This window comes from Pseudoalteromonas luteoviolacea CPMOR-1, assembly GCF_001625685.1.
GTDB lineage: Bacteria > Pseudomonadota > Gammaproteobacteria > Enterobacterales > Alteromonadaceae > Pseudoalteromonas > Pseudoalteromonas luteoviolacea_K.
Genome location: NZ_AUYC01000031.1, coordinates 13,362 through 29,251, shown reverse-complemented (window position 1 = coordinate 29,251; position 15,890 = coordinate 13,362). Strand labels below are relative to the sequence as shown.

General features: G+C 42.0%; 15 protein-coding genes. 8 read left to right on the top strand and 7 right to left on the bottom strand.

The genetic code is table 11. The annotated features are described in order from the left end of the window. Positions 1–66: 66 nt before the first annotated feature. Together N473_RS13195 and N473_RS13190 are read right to left on the bottom strand one after the other, a co-directional pair. On the bottom strand, positions 67–351 hold the full coding sequence (locus tag N473_RS13195) for a hypothetical protein (protein ID WP_063368326.1): 285 nt from the start codon (positions 349–351) through the stop codon (positions 67–69). Positions 352–641: 290 nt separating this feature from the next. Beyond that, complete coding sequence (locus N473_RS13190) at positions 642–2,210, bottom strand: cation:proton antiporter family protein (protein WP_063368325.1); 1,569 nt, start codon at positions 2,208–2,210, stop codon at positions 642–644. Positions 2,211–2,412: 202 nt separating this feature from the next. Here N473_RS13190 and N473_RS13185 point away from each other — a divergent pair, with 202 nt between their 5' ends. Both N473_RS13185 and N473_RS13180 read left to right on the top strand, forming a co-directional pair. Continuing rightward, the gene (locus tag N473_RS13185; RefSeq protein ID WP_063368324.1) at positions 2,413–3,156 is read left to right on the top strand and encodes a sporulation protein; all 744 of its coding nucleotides are present in this window, start codon (positions 2,413–2,415) and stop codon (positions 3,154–3,156) included. Positions 3,157–3,182: 26 nt separating this feature from the next. After that, a complete protein-coding gene (locus N473_RS13180; protein WP_063368323.1) occupies positions 3,183–3,629 on the top strand; it encodes a GNAT family N-acetyltransferase in 447 nt (148 codons plus the stop codon). Positions 3,630–3,686: 57 nt separating this feature from the next. Here the strand turns inward: N473_RS13180 and N473_RS13175 are convergent, their stop codons facing one another. From N473_RS13175 to N473_RS13160, 4 genes are all read right to left on the bottom strand, one after another. Next, positions 3,687–5,033: a sodium-dependent transporter gene (locus tag N473_RS13175; protein WP_063368322.1), complete on the bottom strand. Its 1,347-nt coding sequence runs from the start codon at positions 5,031–5,033 to the stop codon at positions 3,687–3,689. A gap of 200 nt (positions 5,034–5,233) precedes the next feature. Beyond that, positions 5,234–6,547: a sensor histidine kinase gene (locus N473_RS13170; RefSeq protein WP_063368321.1), complete on the bottom strand. Its 1,314-nt coding sequence runs from the start codon at positions 6,545–6,547 to the stop codon at positions 5,234–5,236. A 90-nt stretch (positions 6,548–6,637) separates the two neighbouring features. Continuing rightward, positions 6,638–7,345, bottom strand: coding sequence for a response regulator transcription factor (locus tag N473_RS13165; RefSeq protein ID WP_039608738.1), 708 nt, complete (start codon positions 7,343–7,345; stop codon positions 6,638–6,640). A gap of 142 nt (positions 7,346–7,487) precedes the next feature. After that, positions 7,488–8,291 carry a hypothetical protein gene (locus N473_RS13160; protein ID WP_063368320.1) on the bottom strand — a complete coding sequence of 268 codons (804 nt, stop codon included), beginning with the start codon at positions 8,289–8,291 and terminating at the stop codon, positions 7,488–7,490. 226 nt (positions 8,292–8,517) lie between these two features. On the opposite strand from N473_RS13160, the gene N473_RS13155 reads away from it, so the two are divergent. Beyond that, on the top strand, positions 8,518–9,672 hold the full coding sequence (locus N473_RS13155; protein ID WP_063368319.1) for a serine hydrolase domain-containing protein: 1,155 nt from the start codon (positions 8,518–8,520) through the stop codon (positions 9,670–9,672). 13 nt (positions 9,673–9,685) lie between these two features. Here N473_RS13155 and yhbY read toward each other — a convergent pair whose 3' ends face one another. After that, positions 9,686–9,982: a ribosome assembly RNA-binding protein YhbY gene (gene yhbY, locus N473_RS13150; RefSeq protein ID WP_039608741.1), complete on the bottom strand. Its 297-nt coding sequence runs from the start codon at positions 9,980–9,982 to the stop codon at positions 9,686–9,688. A gap of 84 nt (positions 9,983–10,066) precedes the next feature. Here yhbY and rlmE point away from each other — a divergent pair, with 84 nt between their 5' ends. From rlmE to tpiA, 5 genes are all read left to right on the top strand, one after another. Continuing rightward, positions 10,067–10,696 carry a 23S rRNA (uridine(2552)-2'-O)-methyltransferase RlmE gene (gene rlmE, locus N473_RS13145; RefSeq protein WP_063368318.1) on the top strand — a complete coding sequence of 210 codons (630 nt, stop codon included), beginning with the start codon at positions 10,067–10,069 and terminating at the stop codon, positions 10,694–10,696. Positions 10,697–10,763: 67 nt separating this feature from the next. After that, a complete protein-coding gene (gene ftsH / locus N473_RS13140) occupies positions 10,764–12,701 on the top strand; it encodes an ATP-dependent zinc metalloprotease FtsH (RefSeq protein WP_063368317.1) in 1,938 nt (645 codons plus the stop codon). A 180-nt stretch (positions 12,702–12,881) separates the two neighbouring features. Then, positions 12,882–13,727 (top strand): dihydropteroate synthase, encoded by an 846-nt coding sequence (gene folP, locus N473_RS13135; protein ID WP_063368316.1) that lies wholly within the window; start codon positions 12,882–12,884, stop codon positions 13,725–13,727. After that, entirely contained in the window at positions 13,724–15,064 is a 1,341-nt protein-coding gene (gene glmM / locus N473_RS13130; RefSeq protein ID WP_063368315.1) for a phosphoglucosamine mutase, read from the top strand. The genes folP and glmM overlap by 4 nt, the downstream gene beginning before the upstream one ends. Positions 15,065–15,143: 79 nt before the next feature. Next, positions 15,144–15,887, top strand: a complete 744-nt coding sequence (gene tpiA / locus N473_RS13125) for a triose-phosphate isomerase (protein WP_063368314.1) — start codon at positions 15,144–15,146, stop codon at positions 15,885–15,887. Positions 15,888–15,890 lie beyond the last annotated feature (3 nt).

Below are 15,890 nucleotides of genomic sequence, written 5' to 3'. Positions count from 1 at the left end.
AGGTAGGCTGGCGACGGGCATGGCCAGCCTATTTTAGAGGGAGTAGGCCCTCAAAAAATCGGTTGCTTAGTGCATCACTCGTGAAGAAGCACGATAAAAGCCTAAGTCATTGAGTTTAGCAATGAGGCTTGGATCATCTAGGCGATCAGGCGTAGACTCACTACGTAGAAAATGGTCCTCAGGAACAGCATGTAAATCCAGCATTTTGTGAAATAAAATATTACGAATTGCCAACGCTGTCATACCAGAGTCTTGAATATCATCTAGGCGTTTTTGGATGTCGGCAAATGGGCCTGCATTGACATCGTCAACAGCTGCTGGAAAGTACGAATTTAACTTATTTTTGCTCATGCAAACCCTCATAAAATATCTTGTTAGGATCCTTGGGTGTCCCCAAAAAAGGATACTAAGTATAAGATTTAAGTACAAAAATTTAGAGAGTCTCTCTCTAACTGACACAGCCAGTGTACTCTGTTTCGGTGTCGAATTACTAACTTCGTTGTAAAGTTTTGTAAATCGCACTAATACAAAAAAGTACTAAGAAGAGGGTGTGTTTTTAGACGTCTAGATGTAACTATATGACAGGAAAATAAAAATAGTTCTCAGTACCTTTTAGGGGGTCTGAGAACTATTTGTCTAATTTAGAATAATTTTTCTTTCACGTGCTCCGCGAAACCACTACCAGCTTCTAAATAGAAGTTATAAGTTGAATGAACACCCATATCTTCTAGTTCTTTTTGCTGGTCTGGATAATTCGCAATTGCCGTAACCTGACCGGTATAGCCGGAGGCTTGTAGCTGTTCCAGTGCGTATATATTTTGCATGTGCTTGGGCATTGCTAACATGACCATTTCAACATCAGAGTGGTTTACGCGCTGCCAGAAGTCTGGGTCAGTTGCATCGGCCAGCAGTACGCGCCGACCTCTCGAGATGTGTTTATCTACCACTTCAGGTTTGATGTCGATACCGGCTACAGAGCCTGGGTGGGTGCAATGAATTGTCTCGTAGGCACCGGTACCGATCCGACCCATACCAAAAATAACGATTCGGGTGTCAGTGAGGTTGACTGGTAGCTCTTCCTCAAGACGTTTTGGGTTTTCAAATTTTTGAAGAATGTGTTCAAATTTGACATAGATTTCGTTAGCACGTTTGTTCAAAGGCGATGCCAGAATGAAAGTAATGGACACAGCAATGGCTACTACGGCTAACCAGTCTGGGGCAATTAGGCCCGAACTTGCTGCAACGGCACAAACAATAAGACCAAACTCACTGTAGTTTGAAAGCGTAAAGGCACTGAGTAAGGAGGTACGTGCGCGCAGTCTAAACATGTTGGTTAAGACGTAATACAACGTAACTTTCACAGGTAAGACTAACACCAGAAGTAAGCCGATAAGGAAAGCATTCAAAGAAATACTGGCGTTTAAACCGATATTCAAGAAGAACCCGACCAACAACACATTTTTGAGATTAAGTAAGGACTTTGCAAGCTCGCTTGCTTTCTTATGTGGAGCGAAAATCATACCGATGATCAGCGCACCTAAGTCTCCTTTTAAGCCTGCGAATTCAAACGCATGGTAGCCAACAACCAGAGCAAAAAAGAAACCAAATAGGGGGAGTAATTCACCATGTTTTGAGCGGCTAAGTACCCAGAACATTACTTTTCTAAATACAACTAAACCGACAATCAAACCCAGCGCCCACACATTTGGCATTTTACCTGTACTGATTGCCAGAAAAACCACGGCAAAGATATCTTGCATAACTAATATACCGATGGCTATTTTACCGTGTAAGCTAGCCATCTCACCACGTTCTTCAAGTACTTTGACGGCAAATACAGTACTGGAGAAGCTAAATGCAAAGCCGACGAGTAGAGCGCTTTGCAGGTCTAGTTCATTGAAAAGGGGTAAATTAAATACACATAACAGTAATAGTAGAGACGCGAAAAAGGCACTACTTAATATAATATGCAAGGTCGCTGGGGCCCACACTTGGGGCTTCACCAAGTTCTTTACTCGCAATTTTAAGCCGATGCTGAATAGCAGGATAGTGACACCTAAATCAGCCAATTGAGAGAGTAATGGGGTGGTTTGTTGTCCCATTAGGTTGAGAATAAACCCCGCCATCAAGAATCCAATCAGAGGTGGTAGCTTTAATTGATAAATTGAAAAACCACATGCGAAGGCAATTGCAAAATAAAGTAGTTCCATAAGTTACGCTGGTAGTGTTTGGTAAATTGATTCTATCAAATCAAGCTAGTTTATAAATCTATTCTGGACAAAAGTATGGCGCTGTTCGTATTAGTTCTATTCAACTCAGCCTATATTTATCAAAAATAGGCAGATTTTCACTGACAAGCTGTAATAAATGTGTTTAAGATGCCTTAACGGAACATCCTCGAGAGGAGTAATGATGTTTAAAAAACTCTTAGCATCTGTCGGAGTAGGTGCAGCAAAAGTAGACACAATACTAGAAACGGAACATTTACACCCAGGCCAGAAATTCCAAGCACAGATCATTGTGATGGGTGGTGATGTAGAACAAGAAATTTCAGGGTTAGAACTGGCCTTAATGACTAAGGTAAAAGTTGAGTCTGATGAGAGTGAGTATTTTACTAATCATGTGATTGAGAAGTGGCGTATTCCAGAAGAGTTCACTATTGCACCAGGCGAACAAAGGGTAATCCCATTTGAGGCGCGTTTGCACTCTGAAACGCCGATCACGCAAATTAATGCACCATATAATCATTGCCATGTATGGCTTGAAACGGGCTTAGACATCGATCTAGCGCTTGACCCATCAGATAAGGATGCATTGCATATTTATCCAAATGAAGCAGTGAAAGCAGTGCTCAGCGCGATGGATAAACTTGGCTTCCAATTAGTGAAGGCGGATGTGGAAAAGGGGTATTTGCGTGCTTCTAGCTTTCAGTCGATTTCAGGTTGCTACCAAGAAATTGAATACCGCCCCAGCAGTCGATCGATGTTTGGATTACAAGAGGTAGAATTGTCCTTTGTGCCTGAAGCACATAAAACGCATGTCTTAATTGAACTCGATCGTGCTTTTCGTAGCGATGGATACGTAGATTTAACCATTGAACATGATCAGGTGAATCTGTCACGTATCTGCGATCAGCTTGAGCGTCTATTTGCATAACAGACACATAAGGCCTACTAATCACAATGACTGAGTTTAAAGTAAAGTCATTTTATGAGCTCAGTAACGATGAGCTCTTTGAAGTCTTTAAATTACGTGTTGATATCTTTGTTGTTGAACAACAATGTCCTTACCCAGAAATAGATGAGATAGATCGTATCTCATCGACTCGCCATATTCTATTTAGTGACGATAAGAAGGTAAAAGCGTATGCGCGCTGTTATCAAAAGGGTAAAGACACTGCCGCTATTGGCCGTGTGTTAATCTCGTCAGATGCGAGGGGAAGTGGCATTGCTTACGAACTGATGGCGCAAGCGATTCAGTGTTGTAAAGGTCATTACCCAGACATGCCTATTGAAATTGCTGCACAGACGTACTTGCAACCCTTCTATCAAAAGGTGGGGTTTAACAGTGTAGGTGAAGCTTATTTGGAAGATGGTATTGAACATATTGACATGAAATACAGCCGTTAAATGACTGCTTAAATTGACTTAATACCAAGAGTAAAAAAGGCGCTTATGCGCCTTTTTTTATAGAGAATTGAGGAAAACCAGGGCAATAGCCAAAGGGCAAACAAATTTAATATACCAAGGCCAGATCTTCCAAAAGAAGCTATTTTCTACGCCATCATTCCCTTCTTTAATCGCATTTAATAATTTGCCTCTATGCCAGATCCAACCGGCAAAGATGCAGCAAAGCATACCTATTAAAGGCTGTGCAAACTGTGTAGTGAGCTGGACGACGAACCCGAATAAGCTGTTGAAGTTAAGTATTATAGTAACACTGACAACGCTGACAATAACACCAATCAATCTCGTTGCGTGCACACGTGCTAACGCAAATTTTTCTACCACATACGAAACAGGCGCTTCTAACATTGAAATCGAACTCGTTAAAGCTGCGATGCTCATTAGGGCGAAGAAGGCAAAGCCAATGAAAATGCCAACACTGCCCATGCTATCAAACAACGCGGGTAGCACTTGGAAGACTAAAGTATCTTCAGATAACAACTCTCCTGTTTGAGAGAAAATTTCTACGCCTTGGGCTTGAGCAACATACATTGCTGGAATGATGAGCATACCTGCAACAAACGCAATGAATACGTCAATTAGAGTGACATAAGCGCCCAGTGACACAAGATTTTCTTGCTTACTGATATATGAGCCATAAATGATCATCACGCTGGTCCCTAAAGAGAGCGAGAAAAATGCTTGCCCAAGGGCACTGACTAGCAAGTTAGGGTCTAATATAGAGCCAAAATCTGGGACCAAATAGGCTTTTAATCCTGTCATTGCGCCTTCTTGCGTGAGTACATAACCTATTAGGGCAAATAAAATAAACAGTAGCGCAGGCATCAAACGTTTAGACCATTTTTCAATTCCGTTTTCAACCCCTTTACTGATAATTGCAACGGTCAAAAGAATAAACGCAGCAGTAAATAGAAGGTTTCTAGATAGTGATTGCTCACTTAGCCAGCTAGTAGCTTGCTCGCTACCACTTATTACAGCAATTGGTTCCAAGGTTGCACTGAACATCCAACCAGCGACGATTGCATAAAAACTTAAAATTAAGCCTGAACAAATAATACCGCCAAAGCCGACGATAAAAGCAAAGCGCTTTTGAGTTGCGTTATTTGCGAGCTTTTGCAATGAGGCCACCGCATTTGCTTGACCATGACGCCCTATTACCAATTCAGCCATTAATGCTGGGTATGCAAGGCAAAAGGCCAATACCAAATATACAAGTACAAACGCAGCGCCACCATTGCTTGCTGTTTGTGTGGGAAATCCCCAAATATTGCCTAGACCCACTGCAGAGCCTGCAGCGGCCATAATAAACCCAAACCGAGAACTAAACTCTCCTCGAATACTGCTCATGTTTTTATATTTCTCTTTTTTTGAAGACGGCCGCAACAATCTACTGTAATTGAAGCGAAATAAAAAGGTTTATCTGCACTGATCTAATACAAGTTTTTGATGGAAAAAACAGCGTGGATTTGAGTATCCATAATTTTTTCTTAAGTTTAAAGTTAAGGTGCTGTTTTTAATTAACTTTATGTGGATTGCTAGCTGGGGTGTCAGTCACTCTGTACAGCCTGTGAGACCGCTTTACAGGGCAGAATTAACGTAAATTTAGCGCCGCCTAATAACTCAGAACGACCTACAGAGGCTTTTCCGTGATGCCAGTCGACCACTTTCGACACAATCGCCAAGCCCAAACCATAGCTTTTACCTGCTCGATTCCTATGACCTTGCTCTTGGAAAAAGGGATTAAATACCTTGTTCCAGTTTTCTGGTTCAATACCGGGGCCGTCATCTTCCACGGTGATTTCAATTTCGTGATCATGTAATTTGGCACTGATAAATAGCTGCATTTGAGCAAAGTCACAGGCGTTACTGAGTAGGTTAGATATGGCCCGTGCTAACCAGTGTAAATCGGCTTCCATCATGAGATCAGGTTTTATCGAAAGGTTAGCTGTTAGACCGTTTTTCGACATTTTAGGGTGCATTTGCGCCACAACGTCAGATATATACCCTTCGAGTTTAATTGGCTCAAATTTTAATAGATGCGATTTTTGCTCTAGCGTGGCAAAGGAGAGGTAACTTGACAGCATGTCTTCCATTTGGTCGAGGTCCTTTTCCATGCGCTCAAGCAGGTGATGTATTTCGTCAATGTCGTTTTCTTCTAAGGCTGCATCAAAACCAAACCGCAGACAAGCGACGGGTGTTCTTATGTCGTGAGATAAACTGGATGCCATGAGTTTATTCTCAGCGAGTAACTTTTCTATTTGGTTTGCCATTCGGTTGAATGTGAGTTCTACATCTTTGATATAAGTAAAGTGGTTCACTTCAATGCGGGTGTCGAGGTTGCCGCCAGCAAATTGCTTCGCTGCGTGCGTCAGCACTGATAGCCTTTTTGCTAAAGGCGCTAATACAAACCACATGAATGCGCAGACACCTGAGTAAAAGGCTAGGGTAAGGAATACATCGTAACTGTTCCTCTCTGGGGGCTTTTCTAATTGTAGTTCTATGTAGTCCGGTTTGATGGCTGGGGTTGATTTTAATAAATAAAAGTAACCTTCATCAGAGTCGATAAGCAGGCCTTGTGGGCGATGCATCTGTTCAGTTAATTCAGCCGGAAGGGCCAGAGAGGTGCCCAAATGGTAGGCGATTTTTAAGTCAAAATCTTGGCCTGCTTGCTCTATAAATACAGTGCGTTTGTCGAGTGCTTTGTCACCAGCTTGGTTCGCGATACCGACGAGCAACTTCGCCTGCCAAAAAAAATTGTCTTCATCTGGTGCGGTTTGCTCACTAAAGGTATCAATCAGCCATCCCAATAAGACAATTGAGATGATCACGCCAGTTAACAAAGATAAATACAGTTTTCTCATTATTTAGCTCCAATGAGAGTAACGCAGAGCCATAAAGAACGGAGGTATAATTTGTACTGTAGCTTCAGCAAGTTTGAAGCTACAGTCACGTTACCATGCAGATGGTACGAGTAAATAACCTTTACCCCAAATTGTTTTAATTTTTTCTGGGTTTTGCGGGTCATCATCAAATTTTTTACGAAGCGCTGAAATGAGCACATCTACGCTGCGATCAAGACCATCGTATTCACGACCTTTCGTGGCTTTAAATACGGCATCTCTAGACACGACCTCACCGGCGTTTGAAGCTAAAAAGTGAAGCAGTAAATATTCAGCACTGGAAATAACCACTTCTTGTTCTGAAACGAGGACTTTGCGGGACTGTGTATCTATTTTTAAGTTGCCCACAGCTAATATTGCGCTGTTGGACTGCTCATTACTGCCTGAGTCTTGGGCCGCTCGCGCGTTGGCTTTGATTCTTGCAAGCAAAGCTCTTGGCCTGACCGGCTTAATGACATAGTCGCTGGCACCGACTTCAAGGCCGATGACTTCATCCATTTCTTCATCTTTTGCCGTTAACATGATGATAGGTTTGTTGTAAAACTGTCTAAGCTCTCTACAAACGCTGATCCCATCTTGGCCTGGCAGCATGATATCTAGTAATACTAGATCTGGGTTGATTTGCTTTACCATTGAAATGACTTCATCGCCACGGTGACAACAATGTGTGGTGTAGCCTTGATTGTTTAAATAGTCAGCAACCCACTGTGCAAGTGATTCATCGTCTTCGACCAGTAAGATAGTCCCATATTGCTCCATGAACATGCTCCTTTAATCTAACAAGTGTTCACAAAAGGTGACACTTATTCTGTAGTAAAACCATACTAACGCTTTATTTTAATCGCGCCAATTATAATTATTGTGCAGGTAAAATTTGTAATGAAATGTATGATTTTGTTGGCTATTGAACATTAAGTTTGTCAATTAAGCCCTCAGTTAACTTAAACATCATTTTGGGTGTGAGTGCGTTGACTTCTTCTTGTGTGCATGCACCAGCAACTTTTACTAGCGGGGTCTGTACTGGCTTTATACTATAAGCTGGCACGTCCACAGGCGTATGGTAGCGTGCTTGTCTTGCTTCATCTGTATTTTGCTCTGTGATGAAGTTAAGCACCTCCTGCTCATTCGTAATTCGCTGCGTTTCTGTGAAAGTGTATTGCATCGGTATGCCCTGAAAACCTGCGCTATCAACAGAAGATTTTGCAAACCAGACTACATCGCTGGATTGGTTGTGTGTTAAGCGCATGCTCAAAGATGCGGTGATGTTACTGCATTGCTTAGTGGGCATAGTTTGAGATATTTTGGCGATATATGCGTGTTCACTACTTGGTTTGTTTAATACATAAACCTTATCTTTTCCGTACGTTAGGTCAGCTTGCTGAATAACCAAGCGGTAGTCGGTATCTTCGCTATTATTAACAATTAAACCTTTCTTGCTCAGTATATTTATCAATTTGTTGTGTAATTGATCGGTGATCGTCACTTTACTGGTGTCAATAAAAACGGAATCACGTTTCTTGACAGCATGTGCAGGTAATTGAACAGACTTGATGCGCGCGGAGTCGAGCTCACTACTGTAGCTTATCTGAAAAATTGATTTTTGTAGCAGGGGCTTAGGTGGAGTGCTTAGCTTTGGTGCAAGGGGCTGTGTTAGCATACAACCAGCTAGCCCTGTTAATGCAATACCGCCTATAATTACTCGCATTATTAAACACCTCGAATTACTTTTCTTCATTATCATCTACAGCCAATGTGCTAAATTCTACCTTGTATTCATTAGTCACTTACAGTCTAAAAATGTTCAAGATTGTAACTAGTTATATCCTGTAACTTTTTTCTACAAAAAAGATTAGCGGTTTTAAATTATTGTATGTCGTGAGACAGCAACTTACGTGATACCATAACATCGCGTGTTAATGAACTGAGTCATTATGAAGTCACTATTTATATTTTCAAAATGCTTAATTTTGATGGTTTTATCTCAGCCTGTTAAAAGTAATGAGATAGACAGAGCAAAAGCGTGGGAGCATTTTGTAAACGACTATTCTAAGCAAGTCAGACAAAAACTAAAAGAAAAATCGGTGCCTGGTGCAGCTTTGAGTATTACCCATTTAGAATTTGGTGATTTAGCTAAGGGTTATGGAAAGACTCAAGTTAAAAAAGGGCGTAAAGTCGACGGTAAAACGCGTTTTCGATTGGCGTCTGTATCGAAAACGTTCGCTGGGTCTTTGGCTGCGAAGTTAGCTGCTGAAGAGCGGATTGATTTAGATAAATACGTTGCCGATTATCTGCCAATATTTTTAGACAGCCAATATTCCACACTACGAGTATATCATTTATTGACTCATTCGAGTGGCTTGGTACCCAACGCTTATGACAATTTAATTGAGTCTAGGATGTCGTATGAAGACATCTACCCTCGATTATTAAAAGTAGATCGCCTATGTCGACCAGGCATTTGTTATGGCTATCAAAACGTGATGTTTAGCTTAGTGGGAAATGTCATCGAACAGGCAACAGGGCTTAGTTACGAGACTTGGCTTAATGAGTTTATGTTCAAACCGCTAGGCATGAAAGATGCTGGCGTTGGTTATGCGCACATGACACAAAATGAGAATTACGCCTTACCTCATGTGAAAGGTCGTAAATATTGGCATACAGCGAGATTAAAGAAGCATTATTATAAAGTGGCGCCAGCTGCGGGGGTAAATGCCAGTGCAGAAGACATGGTTGCTTGGTTGAAAGCACAGTTAGGTGTCTATCCAAGTGTATTATCGCTCGATGCGTTAACTATCCAATCTCGCCCATTTACGCGCACTAAACGAGAACTTAAGCGCAGGGTGTGGCGTAAATATGTAGAACATGCCCACTATGGGTTAGGTTGGAGGATTTACGACTTTGAAGGGGAAACCCTTTACTATCATAGTGGCTGGGTGCAAGGTTACAGAACGGATGTGGTTGTGCTGCCTTACTTAGGGATCGGCTTTAGTTTGTTGCTCAATGCAGAGAGTGGTGTAATTAATCAACTTACCACCAATTTCATTCGTGATGCGATTAAAGTGGCGAGAAAGATAGAGCCGCAATAGCGGCTCTTTTTCACTAGTTGCGAGGAAGAATTATTTTTTTCTCTTCGCTTTGACGATAAAGTACTAAGATATGACCGATTGATTGAACTTTATGAGCACCAGTCTCGCGGACAATTGCATCAAATATAAGCTGTTTGGTTTCTCGGTCATTAGTAGGGACTTTAACTTTGATCAATTCGTGAATTTCTAAACACTGTTCAATTTCTAACAATACACCCTCTGTTAGGCCGTTACCGCCAAGTAAAACGACAGGTTTTAGAGCGTGAGCTAGCCCTTTAAGGTGCTGCTTTTGTTTATTTGATAAAGTCATATTGGTACAATTTACTAAATTAAGGCTTGAATTCTCGTTATTCTAACGCCATCTAAAGAAGATTACTAATGAGTTGCAGTGAATATGGCAAATAAAAAACACTCAGCGAGTTCAAAACGCTGGTTAAAAGAGCATGTAGACGATCCTTTTGTTCATGAAGCACAAAAGCGAGGTTATCGCTCACGGGCTGTATTTAAGCTTGAAGAGATACAACAGCGAGATAAATTAATACGCTCAGGCATGCATGTAGTTGATTTGGGTGCTGCTCCGGGAAGTTGGTCGCAATACCTAGCGGAGCAAGTGGGTGACAAAGGCGAAGTCATTGCGTGTGATATTCTGCCTATGGATTCATTACCGGGTGTTGCTTTCTTGCAAGGTGACTTTCGTGAAGAGAGCGTTCTAAATGCGTTATTAGATCGTATAGGTGGAAAAAATATTGATGTTGTATTCTCTGATATGGCACCAAATATGAGTGGAAATAACGTAATAGACCAAGCTGGTAGTATGTACTTGGTGGAACTTGCACTAGACATGTGCCATCAGGTACTGAAATCAAATGGTGCTTTTGCGGTTAAAGTTTTCCAAGGAGAAGGATTTGATCAATTTGTACAGGAAGTGCGTAATGCATTTAAAGTTGTAAAGATCCGTAAACCAAAAGCGTCTCGACCAAGGTCACGTGAAGTATATATAGTGGCGACAGGATACAAACTGTAGTACAGTTGAGGTGCATTAAAGATGATTTTAAATAAATTGGATACAAGAGGTTAACCCCTTGAGCGATATGGCGAAGAACTTAATTCTCTGGCTTGTCATTGCAGTTGTGCTTATGACAGTGTTTCAGAGTTTCAATGGTGGCGAGCAAATTGATCGTCAAACAAGTTACACTCAGTTTGTAAAAGAAGTACGTAGCGGAGCGATCAGAGAAGCAAATATTGATCGTACGGCAGGTACTATTTCAGGGATAAAAAGTAATGGTGAACGTTTTCAAACAATCATGCCGTTATATGATGAAGACCTAATTAATGATCTGTTAAAAAATGATGTAAACGTCAAAGGCGTTGCACCAGAAGAGCAGTCTTTCTTGGCGAACGTTTTTATTTCTTGGTTCCCAATGCTGCTGTTAATTGGTGTGTGGATATTCTTCATGCGTCAAATGCAAGGCGGTGGCGGTAAAGGCGCGATGTCATTTGGTAAGAGTAAAGCTCGCTTGATGAGTGAAGACCAAGTCAAAACGACATTTGCGGATGTAGCCGGTTGTGATGAAGCGAAGGAAGATGTAACAGAGCTTGTTGATTTCTTACGTGACCCTTCAAAATTCCAAAAGCTTGGCGGTAATATCCCTAAAGGGGTATTAATGGTAGGTCCTCCGGGTACAGGTAAAACATTACTTGCTAAGGCGGTTGCTGGTGAGGCAAAAGTACCTTTTTTCACAATTTCTGGTTCAGACTTTGTCGAGATGTTTGTAGGTGTTGGTGCGTCTCGCGTAAGAGATATGTTTGAACAAGCGAAAAAAGCAGCGCCTTGTATCATCTTTATCGATGAGATTGATGCTGTAGGTCGTAAGCGTGGTGCAGGTATGGGAGGCGGTCATGATGAGCGTGAACAAACCCTAAACCAGATGCTTGTTGAAATGGATGGTTTTGAAGGTAACGAAGGCATCATTGTGATTGCTGCGACAAACAGACCTGATGTTTTAGACCCTGCATTATTAAGACCCGGCCGTTTCGACCGCCAAGTTGTTGTAGGTCTGCCTGATGTACGTGGTCGTGAGCAAATTCTAAATGTTCACATGCGTAAAGTGCCACTAGATTCAAATGTTGAAGCATCATTGATTGCTAGAGGTACTCCTGGTTTCTCAGGTGCAGATTTAGCCAACTTGGTTAATGAAGCTGCGTTATTTGCTGCTCGTGGTAACAAGCGAAAGGTTAGTATGGCCGAGTTTGATGCTGCGAAAGACAAGATCATGATGGGTGCTGAGCGCAAGTCAATGGTAATGTCTGAGAAAGAAAAAGAGATGACCGCTTACCATGAAGCTGGTCACGCGATTGTAGGTAGATTGGTACCTGAACATGACCCGGTTTATAAAGTGTCTATCATTCCACGTGGTAGAGCTTTGGGTGTGACCATGTATTTACCTGAACAAGATCGTGTAAGTCATTCGAAAGAGCATTTAGAGTCAATGTTATCTAGTTTATACGGCGGTCGTATCGCAGAAGCCATCATTTATGGCGATGACAAAGTAACGACTGGCGCAAGTAACGACATTGAGCGTGCTACAGATATAGCACGAAAGATGGTAACACAATGGGGTTTAAGCCCTGTATTAGGTCCACAAATGTACATGGAAGAACAAGGCGAAATGTACATGGGTGGCAGCAGTTCAAGAATGGCTGGGGTTTCAGATGAAACCGCCAAGTTGATTGATGCTGAAATTAAAAAGTTTGTGACAAACAACTACGACAGAGCAGAGCAGATCTTAAAGGATAATATGGATATCCTTCATGCGATGAAAGATGCGCTAATGAAGTATGAAACCATTGATGCTGGACAGATCGACGATTTGATGGAGCGTAAAGAAGTTCGTCCACCAAGAGATGCACATGATCGTAAGTCAGATAAAGATAATGGCGTAAACAACGACACTCCAGCACCTAAAGCTGAAGAGACAAGTTCAGAAATTCCGCCTCAATCAAATACAGAACTTGATGACAAGCCTTAATAAAAGGTAAAATAAAACTGTAGGAATTCAGGCCTCGAGCTTTCTCGAGGCCTTTTTGTATCTAAAAACAATCTTTACACCTGTTTTTTCTCTGGCTAACTTTATTTTTAGTGAATCTAATCAATAATCTGGAAGGGGCAGGTAAAGTATGCTTAGATACAATCAGCAGGAAGGTAACACATGTTTCAACTTTCATTACCCCGAGGTCGCACTTTAGACCTTTCTAGCCCACAAATCATGGGTATCGTTAATACTACTCCAGATTCATTTTCTGATGGCGGCAAGAACTACAAAAATGATAGCGCTGTCATAAACTCGCTTTTGCTACTCGATGAGGGGGCGACGATTCTTGATATCGGAGGTGAGTCAACAAGGCCAGGTGCTGCAGATGTTGCGCTAGATGAAGAGCTTGAACGCGTCATCCCAGTCATTGAAGGGATCAGAGCGAAGTCAGATTGTGTGATATCAATCGACACGAGTAAAGCAGAAGTGATGCGCCAAGCACTTCTCGCGGGCGCAGACATAATCAATGATGTAAGAGCGTTGCGAGAGCCGGGTTGCTTATCTGTTGCAGCACAATTCCCGGATGTACCGATTTGTCTTATGCATATGCAAGGCCAACCAAGAACAATGCAGCAGGCGCCTCAATATGCGCATTTAATCAATGATATAAAGCGCTTTTTTGAAGCGCGTATTGCTGTGTGTGAAAAAGAAGGGATTGCACGTTCAAGATTAATATTAGATCCAGGCTTTGGCTTTGGTAAATCACTTGAACATAACTTTGAATTACTTGGCAAGTTTCAGCAGTTTGCTGATTTCAATTTACCTGTCTTGGCAGGCTTGTCACGTAAGTCAATGTTTGGAAATCTATTAAATAGGGATACGAGTGAACGTTTACCTGCAAGCTTGGCAGGTGCGTTAATATGTGCACAAAATGGTGCAGGTATCATACGCGTTCACGATGTAAAAGAGACCAATGATGTGCTGCGGGTATGGTCTGCAGCAAACCATGGAGTAACTAAATGACAACAAGAAAGTATTTTGGCACAGATGGTGTTCGAGGGCTTGTAGGTGAGTTCCCAATTACCCCTGAATTTGCCTTAAAGTTAGGCTGGGCAGCGGGTAAAGTCTTATCTAAATCAGGCACTAAGAAAGTGATCATAGGTAAAGACACCAGAATTTCTGGCTATTTACTTGAAACTTCACTTGAAGCAGGCTTGATTGCTGCTGGTATTGATGTGGTATTGCTTGGCCCAATGCCAACGCCAGCTGTTGCGTACCTGACGCAAACATTCAGAGCTGAAGCGGGCATTGTTATCAGTGCTTCTCATAACCCTTACCACGATAATGGGATCAAATTCTTTGGTGGTAATGGTAAGAAGTTAGATGATTCAGTAGAGCTGGAAATAGAGGCGATGCTCGATGAACCAATGACATGTGTGCCATCTGAACTGTTAGGTAAAGCACGACGCTTAGACAGTGCAAGCGGTCGCTATATTGAGTTTTGTAAGAGCCAGTTCCCTAAAGAGTATTCTCTAGAAGGATTGAAAATCGTACTAGATTGTGCAAACGGTGCTACTTATCATATTGCACCATCTGTCATGCAAGAGCTCGGTGCAGAAGTGATAGCGACAGCGTGTGAACCTGATGGGATGAATATTAATGCGCAGTGTGGTGCAACACACGTGGATGCGCTTAAGCGTCAGGTATTAGAGCACAAAGCTGATGTTGGCATTGCCTATGATGGTGATGGCGACCGCGTCATGATGGTCGATCACAACGGTCGCGTTTTTGACGGTGATGACATTGTTTACATAGCTGCATTACAAGCTAAGTTTAATGGCACGCTGAAAGGCGGCGTCGTCGGTACTGTGATGTCTAATATGGGCTTAGAAAATGCATTGAAAGCGCAAGATATCCCGTTTTTACGCAGTAAAGTGGGTGATCGCTATGTATTAGAGTTGTTGACCCAAGAGGGCTGGAACATTGGTGGCGAAAGTTCGGGCCATGTTCTGAATCTTGACCTCATTGCAACGGGTGATGGCATCATTTCTAGCCTTCAAGTATTGGCTGCCATGGTAGCACAAAATAAAACACTCAAAGATCTTGGTACTGGCTTTACCAAATACCCAATGAATATGATCAACGTTCGCTATGCAAAGGGCACTGACCCTGTCAGCAATGAAGCCGTACAGGCTGCTGTGAAAGACGTTGAGGCAAAACTTGATGGTAAAGGAAGAGTACTACTTCGTAAGTCAGGCACAGAGCCAGTAGTACGTGTCATGGTTGAAGCTGAACAAGAGAAGCAAGTAATCGATTTCTCTCAGCAAATCGCAGAAGTTGTTGAATCTGTGAGCAATTAAACCATAAAGCTAAAATTTTTCTTGTAACTTAGGGTGAGTAGCGTTAGTATCTCACCCGCTTTCTGACGCGGAGTATCGAATGTTGAAAAGAAAGCCTATGGTGGCAGGTAATTGGAAAATGAACGGTTCTGTAGAATTAGTTCACACAATTACAAGCGCAGTTAAAAACGTCAATAACCAAGATGTTGAGATTGTTGTTATTCCACCAACTGCACTATTAAGTAACGTGGTTGCGTCAGGCGTAGTCGCTGGAGTGCAGACAATTTCAGAGTATGAACAAGGTGCTTACACTGGTGAAGCTCAAGCTTCTTTAGTAAAGTCTCTTGGTGCGAAATTTACGCTTGTTGGTCACTCTGAAAGACGCAGTATTTTTGGTGAATCTAATGAAGATGTAGCCAATAAATTTGCTCAAGCCCAGGCTAATGAGTTAACACCAATCTTATGTGTCGGTGAAACTGAAGGTCAAAGAGAGCAGGGGCAGACTGAAGAAGTCGTTGCAGGGCAAATAAATGCTGTAATTGACAAATTAGGTATAGCATCACTGGCTAACTCTGTGATAGCATACGAGCCTGTTTGGGCTATCGGGACTGGTAAAACAGCTACCCCAGAGCAAGCTCAGGCAGTACACAAGTTTATAAGAGATTTAGTGTCTAAATATGACGCTGAAGTTTCTGAAACGCTACAAATACTGTATGGTGGTAGCGTTAATGAAAGTAATAGTGAATTATTGTTCGCACAAGCAGATATCGATGGTGGTTTAATTGGTGGCGCAAGCCTTAAACCAGATTCATTTACCTCTATCTGTGAGAGTGCAAAGGGATAAGTA

Excerpts from the sequence above, each read along its gene's own strand:
- N473_RS13195 (WP_063368326.1), bottom strand. The coding sequence starts at position 351 with ATGAGCAAAAATAAGTTAAATTCGTACTTTCCAGCAGCTGTTGACGAT.
- N473_RS13190 (WP_063368325.1), bottom strand. The coding sequence starts at position 2,210 with ATGGAACTACTTTATTTTGCAATTGCCTTCGCATGTGGTTTTTCAATT.
- N473_RS13185 (WP_063368324.1), top strand. The coding sequence starts at position 2,413 with ATGTTTAAAAAACTCTTAGCATCTGTCGGAGTAGGTGCAGCAAAAGTA.
- N473_RS13180 (WP_063368323.1), top strand. The coding sequence starts at position 3,183 with ATGACTGAGTTTAAAGTAAAGTCATTTTATGAGCTCAGTAACGATGAG.
- N473_RS13175 (WP_063368322.1), bottom strand. The coding sequence starts at position 5,033 with ATGAGCAGTATTCGAGGAGAGTTTAGTTCTCGGTTTGGGTTTATTATG.
- N473_RS13170 (WP_063368321.1), bottom strand. The coding sequence starts at position 6,547 with ATGAGAAAACTGTATTTATCTTTGTTAACTGGCGTGATCATCTCAATT.
- N473_RS13165 (WP_039608738.1), bottom strand. The coding sequence starts at position 7,345 with ATGGAGCAATATGGGACTATCTTACTGGTCGAAGACGATGAATCACTT.
- N473_RS13160 (WP_063368320.1), bottom strand. The coding sequence starts at position 8,291 with ATGCGAGTAATTATAGGCGGTATTGCATTAACAGGGCTAGCTGGTTGT.
- N473_RS13155 (WP_063368319.1), top strand. The coding sequence starts at position 8,518 with ATGAAGTCACTATTTATATTTTCAAAATGCTTAATTTTGATGGTTTTA.
- yhbY (WP_039608741.1), bottom strand. The coding sequence starts at position 9,982 with ATGACTTTATCAAATAAACAAAAGCAGCACCTTAAAGGGCTAGCTCAC.
- rlmE (WP_063368318.1), top strand. The coding sequence starts at position 10,067 with ATGGCAAATAAAAAACACTCAGCGAGTTCAAAACGCTGGTTAAAAGAG.
- ftsH (WP_063368317.1), top strand. The coding sequence starts at position 10,764 with ATGGCGAAGAACTTAATTCTCTGGCTTGTCATTGCAGTTGTGCTTATG.
- folP (WP_063368316.1), top strand. The coding sequence starts at position 12,882 with ATGTTTCAACTTTCATTACCCCGAGGTCGCACTTTAGACCTTTCTAGC.
- glmM (WP_063368315.1), top strand. The coding sequence starts at position 13,724 with ATGACAACAAGAAAGTATTTTGGCACAGATGGTGTTCGAGGGCTTGTA.
- tpiA (WP_063368314.1), top strand. The coding sequence starts at position 15,144 with ATGTTGAAAAGAAAGCCTATGGTGGCAGGTAATTGGAAAATGAACGGT.